This window comes from Candidatus Nitrotoga sp. M5, assembly GCF_927904885.1.
Classification (GTDB): Bacteria; Pseudomonadota; Gammaproteobacteria; order Burkholderiales; family Gallionellaceae; genus Nitrotoga.
Genome location: NZ_CAKMNW010000005.1, coordinates 87,353 through 111,656, shown reverse-complemented (window position 1 = coordinate 111,656; position 24,304 = coordinate 87,353). Strand labels below are relative to the sequence as shown.

Sequence of the window (24,304 nt, the reverse complement as noted above, 5' to 3'; positions counted from 1 at the left end):
AAACCACACCGCAGAACTACAGCGGATTCAGGTATTGTAATAGAGCACCAAAATTTAATACGGGCACTTATGGTAGGACCACTCAGAATGGAATCAGTCGACAGGTTGTATCATTTGATTTAGCGGGGGAACAAGTAGAGCAATCTATAAAACTTCGCTCAAAAATTCCTGATTACAAGACTTGAATACTACTAAGTTAAACCTATTAGCAAGATTAAACTGCTATGAAATCCGCGCCAATACTGATTTAAGTTGTTGCTTTAGAAACGCTGAAGACCATTATTTTCGCGCCATTCAGACCTGCCTCCCACTTCATTTTTTCATTTATGTGCCCCCTTTCAGTCATCCGCATTTCCCTCTATAGCCACTTGAATGTATGCCTGGGTCAACTATGACCCAAAAGTGGGTCAATCAAACACACTCCTTTACTGTAGCGCTTTTCAGGCGTATAAATCTTCTTTATCGGCCATTTTGATGGGTGCAATATGACCCACCCCTTATTTATATAATTAACAATAGCTACTTAAAATCAAATTATTAGTTAATTTTAAGTATTGGCACGATATATGCTTTTTATAAAATGCAACACTATTGATTATTCTTAATACTAATTCTATAGAAACGGAGGTTGCAACATGCTTGAAGAGAGAAAACTTGTCCCTAGTCGTACTTCAGATGAAGAGGAAGTAAAAAGGGAGTGCCAAGCCTGTCATTGCTGAAATGGCGATGGAAATAGCTAAGGCGTCTCAAGCCATTTCAAATGGAATCGAGTTTTTCTACTGCGGGCTTTTAAATAGATACAACCTTTGAGTCCGTAACTGTAAGGCGTAGTCACTGATCCGAAATCGCAATGAGTCAGGAAGTAAAAAGTACGAAACGGTTATTACCACAGTTAGAAAATCTAGTCTCGGCTCTTTTTTCACAGTTTTCGGAGGCTGTGTGCCACAATCAAGCGACCGAATTTTATGAAAGAAGAAATCGCGCAAACGGGTAGAAATAATCCATTTTTTCTATGAATTTTCACAACCACGTAACGTGGATCGCTCAGAAAATATCATAAATACATGATTACAAGACCTGGTCCCTTTTCTTTACAAAAAATATTTTTTTGAGGTATTGATATGCTAAAAAAACCATCAAGTCTGTTAGGTACAGTATTAATCATTACAACGGCTTCTTTTTTTTCAGGTAATGCATTAGCAGCGTCAAAATGTTTTGATGCAAAAGGTAGTATCACTAATAACGCTCAGCCAGATGGCTCCACACTAGGTGTTGCTGCTGTAAATTTTGGTGGTGAAAAACTTAAGTGCGCACTTAAAGGCGACCCACAGGCCTTTGGTGGCCCGGACTTCAAACATACAATGGTTTGTGATAATAAGACATCAGATGAAGAAGCTCAAGCACAAGTTACATTCGATACAAGCTTTCTTGAAAACCCATTAGTTACCGGATCTTGCCCCGCAGGATCACCAGGCGGGCCAATCTCATTTTCGTTTATTGAGAAATCCATTCCCGATCCAAGCACGGCACGTGGAGCATTTGTAGGTATCACGAATGAACATGGAATTATAATCAAGGGTAAATTTAACTGCATGGGTGGCATCACCATGAAATTCAAGGGAAAATTATGTTTTTCAGATTAACGACCTGAATAGTTTACTAAGGTAAAGTAGATACGCTTGAAATCTTCGATTCTAAGTCGGATTTGGGAGAGATTTGCGTAACATTTGTGAACAAATAGGTTCGCCCAACAAACGGATTAGTTCGTGGCTCGCTGAACGATCTAAGCTCAATCGTTAAATATTATAATTCTGGATCTCCATGCCTTTTAGTCGTGCAGATTGGAAACTGGCAACAGGTAACCAGTTTTCAATCTCCAGTCGTTCCTCTAGCGCTTTACTCTTCGCTAATTTCCACTTTAGTCATCACATCACCTTGGCTAACGGAATTGACCGCATCCATGCCATCGATAACTTTGCCAAATACCGTGTGCTTGCCATTCAAGTGGTTCTGGGGGCTGTGGGTAATAAAGAATTGGCTACCATTGCTGTTGGGGCCTGAGTTTGCCATGGAGAGAGATCCGGCGCCATGTTTGAGCGGATTGCCACTGGTTTCATCTTCAAACTTGTAGCCTGGTCCGCCTCGCCCGCTACCAGTTGGGTCGCCACCCTGAATCATAAAGTCTCCGATCACACGATGGAAGAGGAGGCCATCGTAGAAACCCTCTCGCGCCAAGAAAACAAAGTTATTTACGGTTTTAGGAGCATGTTGCGGGTAAAGCTCGATCACAATGTTTCCATGCTCGGTCACCACGGTAGCTGTGAATTTTTTCTTAGGATCAATCTGCATTTCGGGTGGGGTTGTCCATTGTTTTGACATTTGGGTTCCTTTGGTTAGTCTTGATAAAAAGTTAAAAAATTAAAAAAACACTTGCAAATGTTAAGTAGAAGTAATGAATGGAGCCTCGATTAAACGTTTATTTAAAATGAGCTGGTTACAAATTCCGCGCTGTAGATACCCTTCAATTGAACAAATGGAGCAAGATTGTTCATGATCATCCTTCTCATGTTTCGATGGACACGGGAATATTTAACTGCTCGATGCAGGTATGACTGCATTATTGGCTGGAGGCGTTAGATTGGTTTTCTCAGTGCAATCATCACCGCCCACGCACCCAAAAGAACATACAATAACAAGGACCATTGTGGAATGCCCAAGCTAAGGAAAGTCCAACCTTTGGCAGCACATTCGCCGGAGCCTTGCATGAGTTCCTGCCACACTTCTGACATAGGAAAGTTGCCCAGCATGTACTCCAAGCCTGGACCGCAGGCAGGCACTTGGTCTTTGGGCAAATTCTGAAGCCATATATGGCGACTAGCAGTGCTCATGCCGCCCACCGCCAGCAGTGTTATCAATGCCCCGTACACTTTCGACCCGCCACGTTTGGGGTTATGCAAAGTGGCAATAGCGAACAGCACCAACATCGCAATGAAGATGAAACGCTGAACCATGCATAAAGGACAAGGGTCCTGATGCAGAACATATTGCAGATAAAGCGCTGTGCCGAACACACCGGAGATGACCAACGTCCCAGCCAGATATAACCAACGGTTTGAAAGTGTGCGCCACAGATTATGATTTTTCATTGTGCAACCTCTTTATTCACCCCACGACCATCAATTCAGGCGCAGGATTTCTCGATTAAGATTTTGAATTTATTGAGGAACCATGATGGTGAGCTTTTTTTCATCGCGTAACTTGCTAATTTTATTCTGCAGCAGTTCTATCGTGAAGTTTACCTCCTCCTCGGTGGTAAAACGCCCCACCGTGAACCGAATCGAGCTGCGTGCCAATTCATCGCTACACCCCAAGCTGCGCAGCACATAGGACGGTTCCAAGCTTGCCGAAGTGCAGGCAGACCCGCTGGACACTGCAATTTCAGTGATCGCCTTAGTCAACGAGTCACCATCCACATAATTGAAACTGACATTCAGATTGTGCGATACGCGTTGCTTAATGTCGCCGTTCAGGTACACGTCACCTATACTGGATAGGCCATGCCACAAGCTGTCACGTAGCATGCGAATGCGTTCGTTCTCTGTTGCCATTTCCTTGTGGGCTATGCGAAACGCTTCACCCATGCCAACGATCTGGTGTGTCGCCAGAGTGCCTGAACGCATGCCACGTTCATGCCCGCCACCATGCATCTGTGCTTCCAGACGCACTCGTGGCTTGCGCCGCACATACAAAGCGCCTATGCCTTTCGGGCCGTAAATTTTGTGTGCGGAAAACGACATCAGGTCAACTTTTAAGCGCAGCAAATCTATCACTATTTTTCCAGCGGCCTGAACCGCATCAACATGAAACAGGATGCCGCGCTCACGGCATATTTCACCAATCGCTGCAATGTCTTGAATCACACCAATTTCATTGTTGACATACATTATTGAAACAATGATGGTATCAGGACGCAATGCCGCTTTTAATTTATCCAGATCGAGTAGACCGTTCGGTTCAGAATCGAGGTAAGTTGCAGAAAATCCTTGCCGCTCCAGTTCGCGCACAGTATCGAGCACCGCCTTATGCTCAGCTTTCATTGTGACAATGTGCTTGCCCTTATTCTCGTAAAAAAGTGCCGCCCCCTTCAACGCCAGATTGTTGGACTCAGTCGCACCCGAAGTCCAGACGATTTCTTTAGGATCAGCGTTCACGAGGGCTGCCACCTGTTCACGAGCACGTTCCACCGCCTCGTTCGCTATCTGGCCGAAGATATGAGGGCTTGCCGGATTGCCGAAGCTCTCTGATAAATAAGGAATCATTGCTTCAGCAACGCGTGGATCAACTGGTGTGGTTGCTGAATAGTCCAGGTAAATTGGGAAGTGCAGACTCATTTTAATTTTTGATTCAAATTATGCCCCACGCGCTAAATCAAGAAACTCCGTGCGCAACGCCAGATTTGGTTGAAGTTCGCCGAGCATAGATGACGTGACAGTCTCTTCTCCCTCGGTGCTAATGCCGCGGCTTTCCATACACATGTGCCGACAGCGAATAACTACGCCCACTGCTTTCGGCTCCAGATTCGTCATCAAGGCGTTGGCAATTTGAATGGTAAGCCGCTCTTGTACTTGTAACCGCCTGGAAAAACAATTGACCAAGCGCGTCAACTTAGATAAACCCACTATTTTTCCGTTAGGAACGTAGCCGATCGTGGCTTTGCCAAAAAAAGGTGCGAGATGATGCTCACAATGACTATAGACAGGAATGCCTCGTATCACAATGAGTTCGTTGTACTCCTCTGCCCCATCTTCAAATACTTTCAAAAGTTCTGCCGGATCTTGTGTATATCCAGAAGTCCAGTGCTTCCAGGCAGTCACAAGGCGAGACGGAGTTTCAACCAAGCCCGCTCTATCGGGGTTTTCCCCCAAACTCACCAGAAGCCGACGCCAGTCTTGCTCGGTAAACTGTTGCTCTGACATCTGTGCTTTTTCTGTCAATGTTGACCTCTATCAAACAATTATTCGACTTTTTGCAGTGAATTTTTCTTCACAACTCCTTCGTCATAATCTTAAGCGTTGTGCCACTTAAAGCTGAACACTGATTTATCAGCCGCTGGTATGCAATCGAGCAACGCTTAAATCAATCCCAGCGGTTGTCGCGTACTTGAATCTCGTCATTTTCAATGCGCACAGGGAAAGTGGCGGTCGGTTCGTACGCAGGCGCAGTTAATGCTTCACCAGTGCGAATGCAGAAACGCGCGCCGTGGCGTGGGCAAATAATCTGGTCTCCTTCTACTGTACCGCCAGTAAGTTGTCCGGAATCATGAGTGCAAACGTCTTCAATGGCATAATATTGGTCTTCAAGATTGAATACCACAGCCTGCGCGCCATCAAGATCCACGACTCGCCACTCGCCTGGTGCGAGTTCACCTACTTGCGCCACCTTCACCCAATCAGTCATTGCAACTCCATTTTTAATAGTTTCTATGTGCTAATTTCGTGCTTGATACTTAACTACGTAGCAAGTCTAGAATGTATAAAGATGTTGCCGCAACTTGCTCTTCAAAAGGAGCCATATTTGACTTAATATGCTGGCATTGTGTTATCGACTTGCTGAGCCCAAGCATGGACGCCGCCTATCAAGTTGCTAACCTGAGTAAAACCATTCTGTTCTAAAAAAACCGCAATCTGCATACTCCGCATTCCGTGATGGCAAATACAGACAATAGGCTGCTCCGCATCTAGCTCTGACAACCTGTCTGGAATGGTATTCATCGGCATCGTCAACGATCCATCAATATGGCAGGTTTGAAATTCCCAAGGCTCACGCACGTCGAGTAATACTGGATTATCTCTCGTTTTATCTGAAAGCCATGTGGCTAAATCCGGTGCAGTTAAAGTTTGCATAATAGTGGCGACCAGTTATTACGGATGAAATAGTGTTACCAGACTCCAGGCCACCTCTAAAAACCCAATCCTGCATGCAGCCTTTTTTCGGCTTGCCCGCTTACCCCGTTTCATCACAATACGGCACTACTCGAAAAAATTATTGCTTACATACCAAATATATGCCTTGCTCAAATTTTTAACTCGTACTTTGCCACGAAACTTGAATTTTGGAGGTGCCCTCTATATAAATATGTTCTTAAATTAGTGCCCGCTTATCGGCTCTATACCCAACTCAAATTAAAGAATAAGCCAGAACGCGATAAACATTACAAGCTAAACAGACAGCACTTCTATGTCTGGCTCAATCGTCCGAAGTAAACTTGTGATGCTGATGAGCGTAGTCGATGTTGAACTCGGGCAGGACCCACATGCACCTTGGAGATGCACGCTGAGGAAGTTGCCTGAGAAGCCAATTACATGCAAGTCACCGCCGTCGCTTCGCAGATAGGGACGGATTTTTTCGTCAAGCATCTCCATTATCTTATCGAAGCGCACCTGATCCTCAGGGCTGAGACCGGCGATTACAGTTGCCGCCGCCGCAACCAACGCTTCCGAAGATGCATCCGCTGAAGGTGCCTCGCGAAGTGGCACGGCAATTTCGCGCGCCAACTGAGGCCAGTGGGCTTTACCGTTCTGTGTGACCGTCAAGCAGCTATCGACATAAAATACATTAGTCACATGCTCGATATCAAACAGCGCTGAAGCGAGGGTATCGGACTTGGCCTCCTCGGCATTATCGTACGAGTGTGATACCCCCCATGTCAGTGGTTCCTTGAGCATAAACTTCACTGCGTTTGGGTTGGGTGTGTCTTCTATTTCAGCAATTTTTGGCATTTCTATTCCTTAAAAGTTAAGGCCTCATTTTTTAACGCCTTTGCCAATCTCGTAAGCAATAGGTTGCTATAAATAACCGTTTGTCTAAACCTTTCTCTTAAGACTATGCTGCTTGTAGCCATTTTTTGCATACCGTCACTGGTTTTTAGCTGGTTTTCATATACCAAGCAAGGAAACGGTTCTTTCAGAGTAACCTGCATTTCTGTACCGGATATGACCGCGTTAGCTGTAATTTGTTCGTTTATTATTTTCAAGCATCCCCGATCGGGGCGTGCATAGGATCTTCTTCCGCCTCGGTCGATGTGGTTTCCACTGCATTAAAGGCGCCACTCAGGGTATGCCATGGCAAAATTGCGCATTTAACACGTGTTGGTAAATCGCTCACGCCAGCAAATACAGCAAGCCTGCCAATGTTAGGACAAGCCTCATGGGAGAGCTTGCCAGTTGTCATAGCGAGAAATTCCTGGATCAGTGTTTCCGCCTCCGCACGCGTCTTACCCTTGACAGCTGTCGTCATCATCGAAGCAGATGCCTTGCAGATTGCGCAAGCCTCACCCTGAAATGCAATGTTGTCAATCCGCTCATCACCGAGAACGACATCCACGCTGATGTGATCGCCACACAGCGGATTGTGTCCTACCGCATGATGACTAGGGTGTTCAATCGCACCGAAATTACGCGGTTTTTTGTTGTGATCAAGGATCACTTCTTGATAGAGCGAGTTATAGTTAGCCATTATGTAAATATCTTCTGTACGGTGCGGATGCCGGCGATCAATGCATCGACTTCATCCATACTGTTGTAAAACGCGAACGATGCGCGTGAAGTAGCCGGCACATGCAAACGATGCATAATTGGCTGTGCGCAATGATGCCCAGTACGCACAGCGATGCCTTCCTGATTGAGTAGTGTGCCGATGTCATGTGGATGCACACCGTCAACTGCAAAGGATATTACTGCGGCCTTGTGCTCAGCGGTGCCTAGAATCCGCACACCTGGCATAGCATTTATTTGCTCAGTTGCGTGTTTTAGCAGGTCGAGTTCGTACGCGGCTATTGCATCCATGCCGATCTCCGACAAGTAGTCAACAGCAGCACCAAGCCCAATTGCCGCCGAAATTGGCGGGGTACCAGCCTCGAATTTATGCGGAATTGTGTTGTAAATAGTTTTCTCGAACGTCACCGACAAAATCATGTCGCCGCCACCCTTGAATGGCTGCATGTCTTCTAGCAGCTCAGCACGGCCGTAAAGAATGCCGATGCCGGTTGGCCCGCACAGCTTGTGACCCGAAAATGCGTAGAAGTCGCAGTCAAGATCCTTTACGTCAACTTTCATATGCGGGACGGCCTGCGCACCATCCACCAGCACCGGCACTCCACGCGCATGTGCAAATGCTATCATTTCTTTTATTGGGTTGATCGTGCCAAGCGCGTTCGAGACATGCATTACACCGACGAACTTTGTGCGCTCGTTGAAAAGTTTCTCATATTCGTCTATGAGCAACTCACCCGCATCGTTAATCGGCACGACGCGAATCTTCGCACCCTTTTCTTCTGCCAACATCTGCCACGGCACAATATTCGAATGATGTTCTAGCGTGGTCAAAATAATTTCGTCGCCGGCTCCAATGAACTTACGACCATAGCCATGCATTACCAGATTGATCGCATCAGTAGTGCCGCTGGTGAAGATTACTTCGCGCTCTTCATTTGCATTAATGAAGCGCTGTAATTTGCGACGCGCCTCCTCGAATTCAGAGGTTGCAACCTCTGACAAGTAATGCACCGCGCGATTAATATTGGCGTGTTGCGTTGTCTGGTAGCACACCAGGCGGTCGATCACCTGCTGAGGCATTTGGCTTGAGGCTGCGTTGTCGAGGTACACCAGCGGTTTGTCGTTAACCGTCAGCTTCAGGATTGGGAAATCAGCGCGAATACCATCCACATCGAATGTGGATGGCGAGTTATATTTTAGTGCTGCCTGAATTTCACTCATAACTGGGCTGAGGTCTGCTCGAGCACGGTTTGTTCAAGCTGATATTTGAGCGATGAAATGGGTATGCGCTCGATGATCTCAGCCCCAAATGCATAAGTAAGCATATTGCGCGCTGCGGTATCGGACAACCCTCGACTCTGTAAATAAAATACTTCCTCGTCGTCGAGCTGACCGATAGTCGCGCCATGTGTGCACTTCACGTCATCAGCGAAAATCTCAAGTTGCGGCTTGGTATCTACGTGGGCTTTGCTGGTCAATAGCAGGTTGCGATTGGACTGCTTTGAATCGGTACGTTGTGCATCTTGACGCACCATAACTTTACCGTTGAATACCGCATGCGCACTGCCGCCGACGATACACTTATGCATCTGATTGCTTATGGCTTGCGGCTTCGCGTGATCGATGCAGGTATGTGTATCGGCCAACTGGCGTCCTGAGATTAGCGCCAATCCGTCAACCGCACATTCAGCCCCCTCAGCTAGCTTGACATTCAGGTTATAACGCGAAATACGAGCGCCGAACGCAACACTCACCGACTGATAATTACTAGCACGTGCAACTGATACCGCGCAGTTTGCAATATGGAACGCCTTCGCACCTTCGCGTTGCACCCTGATATGGTTGACGCGCGCGTTATCGACCAACGCGATTTCGGTCACCGCATTGGTGAAATAGGCATCTTCTTGCAATGAAACATAATCTTCAATCACTGTCACAGCACTACCGGACTCGGCAAGTATCAAGCAACGCGGGTAACTTACGACATCCTTTTGCGTTGCGATAAACAGCAGATGCACTGGCACCTTAACCGAAATGTCGCGTGGCACGACGATCAATGCCGTGTCATGCAGAAATGCAGTGTTAAGAGCAGCAAATACATTGTTGTGGAATTCTGTGAGGCGACCTAGATATGGTTCGATTGCTGCTGCGTGCGCGGCAAATCCAGCTTCTAAATTGAGCACCGATATGCCATGGTCTGTAGCAGCACTAGACAGCTGCGGGGCATATACTCCATCGACGAATACCAGTCGGGTAGTCGCTTCCTCGATATAAAAGCGTTCTATGTCTGCGACCTGAAGGCTGATTGTTGTGCGCACCGGATGAAATGACATCTTCGTGAGCATCGAAATATCGGTAAAGCGCCATTCCTCATCGCGCAGGGTGGGCACTGTCAGCGCACCCACGCGGTCAACCGCCTCCGCGCGTAATGCATTGAGCCATGCCAATGGACTTGCAGGCAAATGTGGTTGCCCTGCTAGCAGGTTTTCCAGGTAACTCGCATTAACAGTTGCGGATGCACTCATGCCTGCGCCCCCATTGCAGCCTTGTGCTCGACCCCAACCCAGTCGTAACCACGCGATTCGAGTTCGAGCGCAAGTTCTTTGCCACCAGTCTTGATGATACGGCCTGCTTCCATCACATGCACGTAATCCGGCACGATATAGTTCAGCAGACGCTGATAGTGCGTTACCAGCACGATCGCATTATCTTTGTTAGCAAGTTGGTTGACGCCGCCCGCAACGACCCTGAGTGCGTCAATGTCGAGGCCTGAATCAGTCTCATCCAGAATTGCCAGTCGTGGGTCTAACATCGCCATTTGCAATATTTCGTTGCGCTTTTTTTCGCCACCAGAAAAGCCTTCATTAACGCTACGCTCGAGAAAATCAGGACTCATTTCGAGCAATTTCATCTTCTCACGCACAAAGTCATCAAATTCGAGCGGATCGAGCTCTTCTTTGCCGCGATGCGTCTGAACAGTATTATAAGTTAGACGCAGGAACTGGCTATTACCGACGCCGGGTATCTCAATCGGGTATTGAAAAGCGAGAAATACGCCGGCACGGGCACGCTCTTCGGGAGCAAGTTCGAGCAAGTCCTGGCCTTCAAACATCACTGTACCGCCGGTGACCTCATATGCAGAATGGCCTGCGAGTATTTTGGAGAACGTGCTCTTGCCTGAGCCGTTTGGGCCCATAATGGCGTGAATTTCGCCACTCCGTACAGTCAAGTTCAATCCTTTTAATATTTCGGTACCATTAACGTTTGCGCAAAGCCCGCTCACTTCAAGTAATACCTTGCTGTCTTGGTGAATCATCCAACACTCCCTTCAAGTTTGAAACTGAGCAATGCGGTTGCTTCGACCGCAAACTCCATTGGTAATTGTTGAAACACGTCTTTACAGAACCCATTAATAATCATTGATACTGCAGCCTCTGCGTCAATTCCACGCTGTGCAAAGTAGAACAGCTGATCCTCACCGATCTTCGAGGTGGATGCCTCGTGTTCGACTTGGGAGCTATTGTTAGCTACTTGGATATAGGGGAAGGTGTGGGCACCTGACTGGTGGCCGACCAACATTGAATCACATTGCGAATAATTACGTGCACCAGCAGCGCTTGGAGCAACCTTGACCAACCCGCGATAACTGTTATTTGAATGGCCAGCCGAAATACCTTTACTGACGATGGTGCTGCGCGTATTTTTACCGATATGTATCATTTTAGTGCCTGTATCGGCTTGCTGATAATGATTGGTGACCGCGACCGAATAAAATTCACCGACCGAATTATCGCCAAGCAGCACACAAGAAGGATACTTCCAGGTGACCGCTGAGCCGGTTTCAACCTGAGTCCATGAAATGCGCGAGTTAACACCTTTGGCCAAACCGCGCTTGGTCACGAAGTTGTAAATACCACCTATGCCGTTTTCATCACCCGAATACCAATTTTGCACTGTTGAATATTTGATGTCGGCATTATCGAGTGCTACAAGCTCAACTACCGCCGCATGCAGCTGGTTGCTGCTAAACGCGGGCGCGGTACAGCCTTCAAGATAGGAGACTGAAGCGCCTTCTTCAGCAATGATCAGCGTGCGTTCGAATTGACCTGATTCCTCCGTATTGATGCGGAAATAGGTCGACAAATCCATCGGACATTTAACACCCTTGGGGATGTAGCAGAACGAGCCATCGGTAAATACCGCCGAGTTAAGCGCAGCATAAAAATTATCACTAGTTGATACCACGGTACCGAGATATTGTTTCACCAGCTCGGGATGCTCAAGCACAGCCTCCGACATGGAACAGAAAATGATGCCCACTTCGGCAAGCTTATCCTTGTAAGTAGTCGCCACCGAAACACTGTCGAAAATGACATCAACCGCAACGCCCGCAAGTGCCATGCGCTCATGTAGTGGCACGCCAAGCTTTTCGAACGTACGTAACAATTCAGGATCGACTTCGTCCATGCTTTTCAATTTCGGTTTTTGCTTGGGCGCAGCATAGTAGCTGATTGCCTGGAAATCGATCTCCGGATAATGGACATTCGACCACGCAGGCACTTCCATCTTGAGCCAGGCTTCGTAGGATTTTAGCCGGAATTCAAGCAACCACTCCGGTTCATTTTTCTTAGTCGAAATCATCCGGATGGTATCTGTATTCAATCCCTTCGGCGCGACATCTGACTCAATGCTAGTGACAAAACCATGCTTATAAGGCTGGTTGACGAGGGTTTGCAGCGTTGCACTCATTGTGTTACCTCCGAGAAATCATCAAGATCGAAGAAAAAAACATGTCCATGGTCTATAGCAAGGCAATTAAACGGTTACCCCTTAACTATGAATTTTGAACGATGGACTTTGCCGCTTCACCTGTCAGGTTGAAGCTCTCACCACAGCCGCACATACTGCTGACATTGGGATTTTCAAATTTAAACATCTGCTTTAGCCCTTCGGTCACAAAATCTAAACGCGAACCGTTAATATAAGACAAGGTCGAGTCATCAAACACCACCTTTGCGTTATGCGCTTCGAACATATGATCGCCTGCAAGCACTTCATCAGCATAGTCATAGGTGTAAGCATAACCAGAGCAACCTACTTTTTTGACGCCGACGCGAAGTGCAAGGCCTTTTCCGCGCTTTGCAAGTTGAGTTTGGATCTGTTTTGCCGCACTTTCAGTTAATGTAATCGCCATTATTTAATCTCCTAATAGTAGCCAAAGAGAGCATCGATTCAATTTGGGTTTATTGCAAACAAAGGCTGCAATATGTACTGCATTTATCTAGTTCGAAAGTTGCTTCAATCCCGCCTATTAGAAATAGGCAATATGGTTGAGGTGATAAGGCGCGATTTAGTCACGCACTTCACTACCTCATCCCACGAAATTTAACGATCGAAAATGCGTCTAACACGTTTCAAGTCTAAGTCACACCGGCGCAAGCGCCGACTTAGCAGTCCTTTTGCTGACGCTTATCGTCTTAACTCCGGACTTGGGCTTAGCCGCATTGTTGACTAATTGTTGCAAGCTTACCCCCGCCATATAGCTATATAAAGCTTCGTTCAGCCCCATCCATAAATCATGCGTAACGCATTGTTTATCGTCATGGCAATTAGCCTTTCCACCACACCGGGTGGCATCCACTGACTCATCCACCGCCACGACTATGTCGGCCACTGAGATTTGCTCGCTTGGACGTGCCAAATAATAACCACCACCCGGGCCGCGCACTGCAACCACAACGTTGCGCTTTCGCAACTTACCGAACAACTGCTCAAGGTAAGATTGTGAGATATTTTGGCGCTCACTAATACTTGATAGTGTCACTGGGCTGCATCCACCATGCAACGCCAGATCAGCCATTGCCATCACAGCAAAACGCCCTTTAGTGGTAAGTCGCATGATTCTCCCCTGAATTTATATCGCACAAGATCAGCATTTTTATCTGACATACATGCCAACGTGAACCAGCTCTTATGTTTTATAAATAAGCCGCACTATCCTAACTTTGCTTCTTCTCTGTGCAAATATGTAAAGCCCCTGCTTAATCTGAGCCCATACATTGTTTTTTATAAAACACACTCGAGCTTCACTGCCATTTCATTCTGCGAGATCATCACGCGAATAGAATTTATGAACAATCTCTAGAAGAATAATAAAATACCCTAGTGATTTAGTCAACTAATAACTGTCAGACGCCTCTCAGAATTCAAGTTCCTGGGCAAGACTTAATATCGGAGTTAAAAATTCAATCGGCACATATGATTGATATGTAAGCGATAATTTTTTCGAGTGACGCCGCATTGAGACGAAACGGGTGTAGGCAGGGCATCTGCAAAGTAACGCTTCTCGAAATTGAGATCTATTAGAATTACCGCTTAATCAACAATTTTATTCAGGTAATTAGGATCGAATTTGTCGGCAGTGGCGTGTTCTTCTTCGATATTCACACCCATTTTTTCTAGCTGCTCTAAAATAAAATTGATGCGTTTATCTACCACTATGCCATGCCCTAGCAAGCCATGAATAGCTTGAGCCAGCGGGTCATTTTGGTCATTACTGATACCATAAGCATTGAAACCTGGCCTCTTGGTAGCCTCATCAAGGATTCGCGCCGGTATTCCGGCAGCTGTCGCTCCCGCCGGTACATTTTTCACCACCACAGCATTGGACCCTATTTTAGCGCTATCGCCAATGGAAATAGGGCCCAGGATTTTGGCACCGGCCCCAACCACGACACCATTACCTAACGTAGGATGGCGCTTCCCCTCTTTCCATGAAGTCCCACCCAACGTTACGCCGTGATACAAAGTACAATCATCACCGATTTCAGCTGTTTCACCAATAACTACACCCATGCCGTGGTCAATGAAAAACCGCCTCCCGATGGTAGCCCCCGGATGGATCTCGATGCCGGTCAAAAAACGGCCCACATGCGACACAAAGCGCGCCAGCCATTTCAGATTTGCACTCCACAACCAGTGCGCCATGCGATGCACCAAGCGTGCTTGAAATCCTGGGTAGCAGGTAATTACTTCAAACGCACTGCGCGCCGCTGGATCACGCGCAAATACACTGCCTATATCTTCTTTAATAGATTGAAACATCAGGGCACCTAAATTCACTCACTCAATTTTTTTTGATCTTCGAGTTTTTGTTGCGTATTGTATTCAGTCGTGACAGTCAGAATGCCACGTAGAATATTAACTTCTTCATGCTCCAACCGTGCACGCGCATACAAACGGCGTAACTTTTGCATCAGCTTGGTTGATTGCTTTTCTCGTAAAAAACCAATCTCGATAAGCGTATCTTCCAAGTGCCGGAAATATCTTTCTACCTGTTCTGCTGGTGCCGGACTCAGTTCGGGTGGGACATATTCGTCCTGCCCTGCAGCCAGACGCAGTTCATAACATATCAGTTGCACCGCGGCAGCCAGGTTAAGCGACGTATAAGACGGGCTGACCGGAATGCGCACCATGAAGTGGCAACGCGCTAACTCATCATTGGTCAAACCAGATATTTCAGTGCCGAATAGAAGTGCCACAGGCTGCTGCGTTGCCTGTTGCACCATTTGTGGCATCGCCTCGCGCGGCGTGAGCACCTCTTGCGAAATGTCCCTGACACGTGCCGACATTCCCGCCACCAAGACCGCGCCTTGCAACGCCTCGTCCAGCGAGCCACACACAACCGCGTTTTGCAGCACATCTGCCGCGCTGGCCGCCATCGCATCCGCTTGTTGGTCAGGGAAACGTCTCGGATTAATCAAATACAAATTCTGCAGCCCCATGGTCTTCATCGCGCGTGCAGCCGCACCAATATTACCTGGATGAGAGGTATTACTAAGTACCACTCGTACATTATTTAAAGTATCTGGTTTATCCAAAGTGTAATTCACACTAAAATACGCAATCGGAACAATCCGACTGCTCATTAAAAAGGTTCGTTATGCATCCCATGCTCACCATCGCGGTGAAAGCCGCACGTCGCGCCGGTAATTTAATCCATCGCGCAGCCAATAATCTTGACCATCTCACTGTCACCAAAAAATCTCACTCCGATTATGTCAGCGAGGTGGATCGCGCAGCCGAGCAGGCCATCATTACCACCCTACTGGATGCCTACCCAAAACACGCAATTCTAGCAGAAGAGAGCGGTGCCCAAGGCGAGTCAGAATATCTTTGGATCATCGACCCGCTCGATGGCACTACTAATTTCTTGCATGGTTTTCAACAATACGCCGTGTCCATTGCATTGCAACACAATGGCGTATTGACCCAGGCAGTCATTTATGACCCAACCAAAAACGACCTGTTCACTGCCACGCGTGGCTGCGGTGCTTATCTCAATGACCGTCGCCTGCGCGTAAGTAAGAGGATCCAACTGGCCGACTGCCTGCTTGGCACAGGATTCCCTTACACCAAGTTTGAATCTTTGGATGCCTATATGAACATCCTGCGCGACATGATGCAAAAGACCTCCGGCCTGCGTCGGCCTGGCTCTGCCGCACTTGATCTCGCCTACACTGCAGCCGGGCGCTACGATGGTTTTTTTGAACTTGGCCTGAAATCTTGGGACATTGCCGCAGGGTGTTTGCTGGTTACAGAAGCGGGCGGCTTGGTCGGTGATATGCAAGGCAACGAAACCTTCCTCAAAAGCGGCAATATTTGTGCAGCTAACCCCAAGGTATTCGCGCAAATGCTGCAGGTAATTGCGCCTCATCTGACTGAGGAGCTGAAATCCAGTAATTCATAAACAACTTTAGAAGTTTATCGGACTTGAAGAATTTGAGAATCAAATCAATTTCTTCAACTGATACAATTTTTCCAGCGCTTCTCTCGGACTAAGTTCATCAGGCGTAATACCACGCAATGAAATCAACGCCGGGTGCTCTGGCAGCTCCGGCAGTTCGGGCAAGTCCGGCACAACGCTGAACAAATCACCCTGCGGATGTTGTGACGCGCTATTCTGTTCCAGTGTTTGCAATTGCTTTCGCGCGATTTTAATGACACTCCTCGGCACCCCTGCAAGGGCGGCCACCTGTAAACCGTAGCTCTGGTTAGCCGCGCCTTCGCTCACGCTGTGCAAAAATACAATGCTGTTCTTGTGCTCAATGGCGGCAAGATGAACGTTGGCAAGCTGACTATACTCATCGGCAAGTCGGGTCAATTCGAAGTAATGGGTGGCAAACAGGGTGTGGCTGCGATTCTCTTCCAGCAAATGACGGGCGATGGCATAGGCCAGCGCCAAGCCATCGAAGGTGGAGGTGCCGCGTCCGATTTCATCTACTAAAACCAAACTATTCTCGGTCGCGTTGTGCAGGATGTTGGCCGCTTCCGTCATCTCTACCATGAAGGTGGAACGGCCGCTGGCGAGATCATCCGAAGCACCGATGCGCGTAAAAATCTGGTCAATTTCGCCCAACACGACCTCGTCTGCCGGAACAAAACTACCGCAGTGCGCGAGCAATGTTATCAGCGCAACTTGGCGCATATAGGTGGATTTACCGCCCATGTTAGGACCGGTGACAAGCAACACCTTGCGCGCGCCATCCAATTCAGTGTCGTTAGCGATGAATTGCTCAACCTGTGCTTCCACCACTGGGTGACGACCGCCACGGATGTGCACTATAGATTCTTCGCTGAATGTTGGCGCGCAGAAATTCAATGCTGAAGCGCGTTCGGCGAAGGTGGCCAGCACATCCAGCTCGGCGATGGCGGCGGCGATACATTGCAACGGCACAATGTAGGACACAAGCTGATCCAGCAATTGCTCGTAGAGCAGCTTCTCGCGAGCCAACGCACGGTCGTTGGCAGACAAAGCTTTGTCTTCGAAGGCTTTGAGTTCCGGCGTGATATAGCGTTCGGCATTTTTCAAGGTCTGGCGACGGCGGTAATCGTCCGGCACTTTGGTGGACTGTGCGAGCGACACCTCGATATAAAAACCATGCACACGGTTATATTCGACTTTAAGGGTCGCGATGCCGCTGCGCGCGCGTTCGCGTGCTTCCAGTTGCAGCAGGAATTCGCCGCAATTAGTCTGGATGCCACGCAATTCATCGAGATCCGCATCATAGCCATCAGCGATAACGCCACCTTCGCGCAACATGCTGGATGGCTCCGCTCGCAGCGTACGTTGCAACAGCGCGATGAGTTCGGCATCCGGCTGCATGGCGGCGGCCAAATCGCCAATCAATCTTGAAGCATTAGCGCTGGTTAATACGGCATGCAATTGAGGCAGTTGCGTGAGCGTGTCACGCAAACCGGATAAATCGCGTGGACGTGCACTGCGCAGCGCGATGCGTGCAGTGATGCGTTCTACATCTACACAGGGTTTGAGCTGTTCGTGAACAGCTTGATACATTGCCTGCCTGCTGCTGAAGCTCCGCTCCCCTTCTTCCGTTTGCGGAATAGCAGATCCCTGTAATTTATCAACCGCATCCAGTCGTGCATGCAGAGTGATGCGCTCGCGCAGCGGATGATGAAGCCAGTGGTTAAGCAAACGGCTGCCCATATTACTGGCGCAGGTATCCAGCAAAGAAAGCAGGGTGGGGGCAGGCTCGCCGCGCAAGGTCTGGGTGATTTCCAGATTGCGCCGCGTGGCGGCGTCCAGACGCACGAAATTCTCGGCAGCATAAACCTGAATGGCGTGCACATGACTGATACCTTGCCCCTGTGTAAGCTTGGCATAGCCGAGCAGCGCGCCCGCCGCTTCCAAGCCAAGCGTAAAATTGTCACACCCGAAACCACTCAGGTCGTGCGTGGCAAACTGCTGGCACAGTGTGCGCCGAGCGGCTTCCAGATCAAAATTCCAAACGGGCAAAGTCTTGATGGCTACTTTGCAGAGTGTCGGCTGATTAGCATTTTCGGCCAGCAGGATTTCTGAAAACTGCAAGCGTTCCAGTTCGGCAGGCAAATTGTGCGCATCAATTTCGCTGACGAAAAATTTGCCTGAAGCCAGATTCATCCAAGCCAGCCCCACCTTGCCAGCGCGCTCTTGCAGCGCCAGCAACAGGCTGTCTTTTTTTTCATCCAACAATGCGGAATCAGTGAGTGTGCCGGGGGTAACGATACGCATCACCTTGCGCTCTACCGGCCCCTTGCTGGTGGCGGGATCGCCGACCTGTTCGCATATGGCAATCGATTCGCCCAGCTTTACCAGCCTCGCCAAATATTGCTCGGCGGCATGGTAAGGCACGCCCGCCATTTTGATCGGCTGGCCATTGGACGCACCACGCTGAGTGAGCGTAATGTCGAGCAGCTTGGCAGCACGAGCTGCATCCTCATGGAATAACTCATAAAAATCTCCCATGCGGTAGAAAAGTAGCATGTCGGGATACTCTGCCTTGATGCGCAGGTATTGTTGCATCATGGGGGTGTGCTTCAAGGTGGCACCGCTGGCAGGCAGCGATTTATCAGTATGTTTTTGTTCGATTTTCATTGAATGATTTTTTTACTTTTCGCAGCCCTGTTGTTCCTTCACATGTTTTAGCAAAGGCCCTTCTTGCAAGGGTTACATTTTATGAGACAGCAGCCACAACTCACGGCTAGACTTCGAGGTGAAGGTTTGGCGCAATAATATTTACATCATCCTACGCAAGGTTCATGGCAAATCAATCATGCCCATGGTTGGCAATTTCGCCAAACATAAATGATATCAAGAACGCGCTGAATTAGTTGCCGATATAGTTCATGCAATGATGGCTACGGGTTGAAAACCTCTACAAATTCAGCGTCTAGGTAGTGCTTCGTAAACTTCGCCGAGGTCACAAGTGGCTTGTAAAGCACTGCCGCATATTTATGACAAGCTGGAACATGATGAGTATTGCTGTCAAACGACAATTCGATAACCTGATAAATTATAACCATGCTGCCGGACTAAAAACCCCAATCTAACTTGAGCGCTTTCAAGGTGAGCATGATTGGAGAGGCATGGCTCAGACGTACATATTCGCAACCTTAAATTGATCACAGCATTTCTATTTAGCCCCATTCTCCTGATTTCATCTTCTGTTCTCTAACTTTTTCCCATGCATCGTCAGGCATGGTGCGCTGTTCAAACCAGATGGGAAGTGTTTGAGGACTGCACGAGATGAAAGTTTTATTGCAGTGGGCAATGTGACGGCAATTGAGCTCATTGACCACTTCTTCCTGAACATCAATGTAGCCTTGCCATTGGGAATTGTGGGTGATGATTAAGCACTGGCTAGGCGAGATGGGAAATGTGACTTCGATTGTGCAGGAGCCAAGTCCGGGGCCTCTGTAAATTGGCGGCAATTTGTAGCTCTCCGGATCAAACCATGTGCAAGGATGGTCGGATGTGACAAAGCCAATCGGATCAGCAGCGCAAAGCACCGCAACATGCATGCGCTGGAAAATAGGTATACGGATTGCAAGATCATTCCGATCATTTGTTGGATCGGGTACTTTTCGAGGACACGAACATCGTCAAGCGTTATAACTTTGCTTGACTCTGAGTTCGGGCTTCCCATGAGTTCCATCGTCGCCTTTTTTGCCGGCGATGCGCTCTTATAGGCAGCTTGCATCTCTTCCATGCGCTTTCGAGTGCCGCTCCATTGCTGGCGATGATGGTCACGAAAAGCGGCTGTCCTAGCTTGTGCTGTGGCGACGAATGCTAATAAGCAAACTATTTGCTCGGCGTCAGGCCATTCGTGCCGCTTGAACTTAGAGTTGCGAATGCGTGTGAACTTGTCTTCTAGCTCTGAAAAGCCGTGTTCAAGCCGTAGGTCACGCTCGCCGTCTGCACACTTAATCGTGTAAATGTCCGTCTCGGTGAAGAGATTGACGGGCGCTTTGCGTCGAGGGTTGGCTCCGTCGCGGTCAAACACCCAGACATATGGCTTCATAGTCGAGCTTGCTGAGACAGAAGGATCTGTGCCACGCCTTGGTGTAGCACTGGGCTACGAAATGCTGCTTCTTATGCGTATGCGACTTGCCTGACTTTGACATAAACCGGTATTCTTAAATTCAGATAAGCTGGGAGTTTATCTGAGGGCATCTCTAAAAACCCAATTTTCGTCACGATACGTCGTTACTTGAAAAAATTATCGCGTACATATCAAATATATGCTGCGCTCAAATCTTTTACTCGTGCCTTGTCTTGCTTAAAAACTTGAAATTTTAGAGGCGCCCCTGAATCATTCTTTTATGGGGCTGGTTGATTACGGTAGCGCATATCGTTCCGTACCTACGAGTAAAGAAAACATGAAGCAGCGAATGACTACTTTGAAAAGAAAGAGGTCGGGGCTCAATACTGTTCGACCAAAATAAATAAGTTAAATAAAATCAATATACTGAACAGATCAAATGCTCCTTCAAGCGCTCTAGCCGAACAGTCAGGTAATATTTTAAGAGAGAAAACCACCTACAGCCACTATTGGCCCAAAAACTATCGTACAGTTCGTAGAGCATTAGCTGATACTCCAGTTAATTCGTTGGGCTAACTTACGACAACATTTTTGCGAGTTGCTCTATTGATGCGGTTATTTCCTTTTTTTCCAGGGCACCAAAGCCAAACCGGATATGCGTTAAATTATTTTTCTCAGTATTGAATAGCTTATTAAAATGGAAGTCCGGGTGGCTGAATCGAGCAGCATTTTTTTCGTGCGTTATTTTCTGTAAATCAATCCATAATGCCATTCCTCCTGCTGGTTTTTCAATAACAACGTCGTCGCCAAATACACGGTGAAATTCGCACATAGCGAAGTCGCGCCGTAATTGATACTTCCTGCGCATTTTTCGAATATGCCTTTTCACGTCACCGGATTCCATCAGGTAAGATACGGCCAGTTCTGTAATCGTGTTTCCCTGTCGATCAATTAACAGGATCTCCTTGGCGACCAAATCGATAAAGCGTTTATCGGCAGCGATATAACCGAGCCGAAGCGCTGGTGAAAAAACCTTGGACATGGAGCCAATATGGACGACATTGTCAGCTCCATTCAGACTCGATAGCGGAGGGATGGGCCTGCTCTCATAGTGAAACTCATGGTCGTAATCATCCTCAAGAATCCAGAACCGGTATTCATTAGACAGAGCCAATAGCATCAGTCGCCGTTCCATACTCATGGAAACCGTGGTGGGGTATTGGTGATGTGGCGTAGTGTAAACAGCCGCAACTTTGTGTTGCTGGATAATGGCTCGTAAAGCATCAGTATTTAAACCGTGAAGATCCAAAGCGCATCTCACTACCTGAAAACCATTCGACTCAAATGCAGCCACAGCTGGCGGGTAGCTAAGTTCTTCACAAACAATCACGCCATCTTGAGGGTTGAGTACTCTCGATGCCAGGTAAATACCCATCTGACTTCCGCGAACTACGCAAATCTCTTCCAGGCTTGGGTTCATGAAACGATCCATCGCGAGCATATCCATGATTGAGCGGCGAAGGCTTTCAACTCCGCGTGGGTCACCATAGCCCAGCTCCCCTTTTCGCGTTGATTGGATAATGGCGCGGCGATAGGCTTTTGAAAGCAATTCGTGGGGAATGAGTCGCGGGTCGGGCACGCCGTCGTTGGCACCGATACCATTATGATTTTCAGTGAGCGAATTTCGGTAGAGTTCAGATACCAGGCTTCCGGAGAGATAAGCACCCTTATCGATATTGAGTAGTTTTCGATTTCCATCAGTCAAGCTTTGCTCCGGCAAGACATCGGCTACAAATGTCCCCCGTCTGGGGCTGGCGTAAAGCCAACCTTGAGATTCCAGCTCTTCATAAGCGAGCTGCACAGTCTTCCTGTTCACCCCCAGCCGTTGGGCCATTGAACGAGACCCGGGCATTGCCATACCCGGCTTTAGTCGACCGGTTTGTATATCGTTGGTGAGCTGGTTAACGAATTTTGCATGAAATGAACTCTCTTCACGGTCTTCCAGCCAGACATTAATTTCCCAAGGTTGCTTCATGTAATGCTCATGTGTTTGTTAAAACTTCTGGACCATTAAAAAAATTTAAACTGGATGTTTTGCATGGTCCAATATTTTCATATTATGCCTACACCTCGTCAAACGGGCAAATAGAGGAGAAAAGTAATGAAGTCAGAAAGTCAGAGTAAACAAGCGCTCATGCAAACAGCACAAGATCGCATGGATGATTTATTTAAAGATAGCGATCTGAGTGATAAGCAAAAATTGGCATTAACCTGCCGAACTCTTTATGACAAAGGCCACGACTCGGGCCTGGCAGGACAAATCAGTTGCCGAGGAGCAGACAGAAATACGTTTATTACACAACGTTTAGGTTTGGGTTTTGATGAGATAACAGCCAATAACCTGTTGACAGTTGATCAAGATTTACAACCGCTCGACGGAGAAGGAATGGCTAACCCGGCTAATCGTTTCCACACCTGGGTATATAAAGAGCGCCCCGATGTGAATTGCATTGTTCACACGCACCCTACCCATATTGCGGCACTATCGATGCTGGAAGTACCGTTAATCGTGTCTCATATGGATACGACAGGTCTCTACGAAGATTGTGCATTTCTCAAGGATTGGCCAGGCGTTCCTGTTGGCAATGAAGAAGGAATCACTATCTCCAAAGCACTGGGTGACAAGCGCTCCATATTACTGGCACATCACGGTCAACTCGTCGTGGGCGAGACCATTGAAGAGGCCTGCAATCTAGCCATATTGATTGAACGCGCTGCAAAACTGCAATTACTTGCCATGTCAGCAGGTGACATAAAACCACTATCACCCGAGGTGGCCAGAGAAGCTCATGACTGGGTTTCGACGGATCGACGCAACAAAGTTAATTTCGCCTACTACGCAAGACAGGCACTAAAAAATCACCCCGACTGTATCTAAGGAGCTTATTCATGAAACTGACAGGTATTATTGCATACCCCATTACCCCTTTTAGCGCTTGTGGAGAGCGCATCGACTTCGCTGTTTTAGCGAGCTGCCTGGAACAATTGATTGATGCAGGCAGCGATGCAATTGCCCCTTTAGGGAGCACTGGCGAGAGCGCTTACCTCAATCAGGAGGAATGGGAAAAAGTTGCGGCCTTTACTGTAGACGCTGTATCTAAACGTGTTCCCGTGATTGTCGGTATTTCAGAGATCACCACATCGCAGGCAGTGAAAAAAGCAAAGTATGCTGAGTCTATTGGTGCTGATGCGGTAATGGTGATACCTGTGTCTTACTGGAAACTGACTGACCAGGAAATTTTTGATTATTATCAGGAAATTTCAAATAATATTTCAATACCTATTATGGTTTACAACAATCCGGCGACTGGTGGTGTCGATATATCGCCTGAGCTGCTGGTAAAAATGTTTAATGAAATAGACAACGTAACCATGGTGAAGGAAAGCACGGGTGATATTCAGCGTATGCACAAATTATTTGAACTAAGCAACGGTGAGTTGCCTTTCTTTAACGGCAGCAACCCGCTTGCGCTGGAAGCACTTTGTGCAGGTGCCAGTGGTTGGTGTACGGCAGCTCCCAACCTGTTAGATCGGCAACCTAAAAATCTTTATGAGAATGTTGCCAAGGGAAATCTTGCTGCTGCTCAAACTATTTTTTATCAGCAACTTCCCATGTTGCGCTTTATTGTTTCTGGCAACATCCCTCGGGCAATCAAGGCTGGATTGAAACTAAGAGGCATTGATGCAGGCGTGCCACGTAAACCATTGCGCGGCTCACAACCTGAGGAAATAGCATTGCTACAGTCTTTGATGACAAAAGTAAGCTAACGGCGTAGCTAGCAAATACTTACGTTGTTTTTCAGGGAGACT

At 47.7% G+C, this 24,304-nt stretch carries 23 protein-coding genes and 1 pseudogene; 4 read left to right on the top strand and 20 right to left on the bottom strand.

Annotation, left to right across the window (positions count from 1 at the left end):
- Positions 1-1,121 precede the first annotated feature (1,121 nt).
- Entirely contained in the window at positions 1,122-1,643 is a 522-nt protein-coding gene (locus MJ770_RS02130) for a hypothetical protein (protein ID WP_239249953.1), read from the top strand.
- Between the two features lie 253 nt (positions 1,644-1,896).
- On the opposite strand, the gene MJ770_RS02125 is transcribed toward MJ770_RS02130, so the two are convergent.
- From MJ770_RS02125 to MJ770_RS02050, 16 genes are all read right to left on the bottom strand, one after another.
- Positions 1,897-2,379: a peptidylprolyl isomerase gene (locus MJ770_RS02125; RefSeq protein ID WP_239249951.1), complete on the bottom strand. Its 483-nt coding sequence runs from the start codon at positions 2,377-2,379 to the stop codon at positions 1,897-1,899.
- A gap of 254 nt (positions 2,380-2,633) precedes the next feature.
- The gene (locus tag MJ770_RS02120) at positions 2,634-3,146 is read right to left on the bottom strand and encodes a disulfide bond formation protein B (protein WP_239249949.1); all 513 of its coding nucleotides are present in this window, start codon (positions 3,144-3,146) and stop codon (positions 2,634-2,636) included.
- A gap of 69 nt (positions 3,147-3,215) precedes the next feature.
- A complete protein-coding gene (locus MJ770_RS02115; RefSeq protein WP_256448775.1) occupies positions 3,216-4,391 on the bottom strand; it encodes an IscS subfamily cysteine desulfurase in 1,176 nt (391 codons plus the stop codon).
- A gap of 18 nt (positions 4,392-4,409) precedes the next feature.
- Entirely contained in the window at positions 4,410-4,976 is a 567-nt protein-coding gene (folE, locus tag MJ770_RS02110) for a GTP cyclohydrolase I FolE (protein ID WP_239249947.1), read from the bottom strand.
- 160 nt (positions 4,977-5,136) lie between these two features.
- Positions 5,137-5,457, bottom strand: coding sequence for a non-heme iron oxygenase ferredoxin subunit (locus tag MJ770_RS02105; protein WP_239249945.1), 321 nt, complete (start codon positions 5,455-5,457; stop codon positions 5,137-5,139).
- Positions 5,458-5,579: 122 nt separating this feature from the next.
- Positions 5,580-5,903, bottom strand: coding sequence for a rhodanese-like domain-containing protein (locus MJ770_RS02100; protein ID WP_239249943.1), 324 nt, complete (start codon positions 5,901-5,903; stop codon positions 5,580-5,582).
- A 315-nt stretch (positions 5,904-6,218) separates the two neighbouring features.
- A complete protein-coding gene (locus MJ770_RS02095; RefSeq protein ID WP_239249941.1) occupies positions 6,219-6,779 on the bottom strand; it encodes a NifU family protein in 561 nt (186 codons plus the stop codon).
- A gap of 250 nt (positions 6,780-7,029) precedes the next feature.
- The gene (gene sufU, locus MJ770_RS02090) at positions 7,030-7,515 is read right to left on the bottom strand and encodes a Fe-S cluster assembly sulfur transfer protein SufU (protein ID WP_239249939.1); all 486 of its coding nucleotides are present in this window, start codon (positions 7,513-7,515) and stop codon (positions 7,030-7,032) included.
- On the bottom strand, positions 7,515-8,774 hold the full coding sequence (locus tag MJ770_RS02085) for a cysteine desulfurase (protein ID WP_239249937.1): 1,260 nt from the start codon (positions 8,772-8,774) through the stop codon (positions 7,515-7,517). The genes sufU and MJ770_RS02085 overlap by 1 nt, the downstream gene beginning before the upstream one ends.
- On the bottom strand, positions 8,771-10,078 hold the full coding sequence (gene sufD, locus MJ770_RS02080; protein ID WP_239249935.1) for a Fe-S cluster assembly protein SufD: 1,308 nt from the start codon (positions 10,076-10,078) through the stop codon (positions 8,771-8,773). Before sufD ends, MJ770_RS02085 begins: the two co-directional genes overlap by 4 nt.
- Positions 10,075-10,869 (bottom strand): Fe-S cluster assembly ATPase SufC, encoded by a 795-nt coding sequence (gene sufC, locus MJ770_RS02075; RefSeq protein ID WP_239249933.1) that lies wholly within the window; start codon positions 10,867-10,869, stop codon positions 10,075-10,077. Before sufC ends, sufD begins: the two co-directional genes overlap by 4 nt.
- Positions 10,866-12,302 carry a Fe-S cluster assembly protein SufB gene (gene sufB / locus MJ770_RS02070; protein WP_239249931.1) on the bottom strand — a complete coding sequence of 479 codons (1,437 nt, stop codon included), beginning with the start codon at positions 12,300-12,302 and terminating at the stop codon, positions 10,866-10,868. The genes sufC and sufB overlap by 4 nt, the downstream gene beginning before the upstream one ends.
- A gap of 85 nt (positions 12,303-12,387) precedes the next feature.
- Complete coding sequence (locus MJ770_RS02065) at positions 12,388-12,747, bottom strand: HesB/IscA family protein (RefSeq protein ID WP_239249929.1); 360 nt, start codon at positions 12,745-12,747, stop codon at positions 12,388-12,390.
- Positions 12,748-12,978: 231 nt separating this feature from the next.
- Entirely contained in the window at positions 12,979-13,452 is a 474-nt protein-coding gene (locus tag MJ770_RS02060) for an Rrf2 family transcriptional regulator (protein WP_239249927.1), read from the bottom strand.
- Positions 13,453-13,928: 476 nt separating this feature from the next.
- Positions 13,929-14,657 carry a serine O-acetyltransferase gene (gene cysE / locus MJ770_RS02055; protein WP_239249925.1) on the bottom strand — a complete coding sequence of 243 codons (729 nt, stop codon included), beginning with the start codon at positions 14,655-14,657 and terminating at the stop codon, positions 13,929-13,931.
- Positions 14,658-14,671: 14 nt separating this feature from the next.
- Entirely contained in the window at positions 14,672-15,481 is an 810-nt protein-coding gene (locus tag MJ770_RS02050; protein ID WP_239249924.1) for an RNA methyltransferase, read from the bottom strand.
- A gap of 14 nt (positions 15,482-15,495) precedes the next feature.
- Here MJ770_RS02050 and MJ770_RS02045 point away from each other — a divergent pair, with 14 nt between their 5' ends.
- On the top strand, positions 15,496-16,302 hold the full coding sequence (locus MJ770_RS02045; RefSeq protein ID WP_239249922.1) for an inositol monophosphatase family protein: 807 nt from the start codon (positions 15,496-15,498) through the stop codon (positions 16,300-16,302).
- A 39-nt stretch (positions 16,303-16,341) separates the two neighbouring features.
- On the opposite strand, the gene mutS is transcribed toward MJ770_RS02045, so the two are convergent.
- The 4 genes and pseudogenes from mutS to pdxR form a co-directional block, all read right to left on the bottom strand.
- The gene (gene mutS, locus MJ770_RS02040; RefSeq protein WP_239249920.1) at positions 16,342-18,987 is read right to left on the bottom strand and encodes a DNA mismatch repair protein MutS; all 2,646 of its coding nucleotides are present in this window, start codon (positions 18,985-18,987) and stop codon (positions 16,342-16,344) included.
- 542 nt (positions 18,988-19,529) lie between these two features.
- Entirely contained in the window at positions 19,530-19,913 is a 384-nt protein-coding gene (locus MJ770_RS15550; protein ID WP_445083115.1) for a DUF4238 domain-containing protein, read from the bottom strand.
- A gap of 161 nt (positions 19,914-20,074) precedes the next feature.
- Positions 20,075-20,413: pseudogene (locus MJ770_RS15545) on the bottom strand (DUF4238 domain-containing protein); the annotation flags it as partial.
- Between the two features lie 598 nt (positions 20,414-21,011).
- Positions 21,012-22,469, bottom strand: a complete 1,458-nt coding sequence (gene pdxR / locus MJ770_RS02030) for a MocR-like pyridoxine biosynthesis transcription factor PdxR (protein ID WP_239249916.1) — start codon at positions 22,467-22,469, stop codon at positions 21,012-21,014.
- 126 nt (positions 22,470-22,595) lie between these two features.
- Here pdxR and MJ770_RS02025 point away from each other — a divergent pair, with 126 nt between their 5' ends.
- Both MJ770_RS02025 and MJ770_RS02020 read left to right on the top strand, forming a co-directional pair.
- On the top strand, positions 22,596-23,372 hold the full coding sequence (locus MJ770_RS02025; protein ID WP_239249914.1) for an aldolase: 777 nt from the start codon (positions 22,596-22,598) through the stop codon (positions 23,370-23,372).
- An 11-nt stretch (positions 23,373-23,383) separates the two neighbouring features.
- Positions 23,384-24,262, top strand: coding sequence for a dihydrodipicolinate synthase family protein (locus tag MJ770_RS02020; protein WP_239249912.1), 879 nt, complete (start codon positions 23,384-23,386; stop codon positions 24,260-24,262).
- Positions 24,263-24,304: the final 42 nt, after the last annotated feature.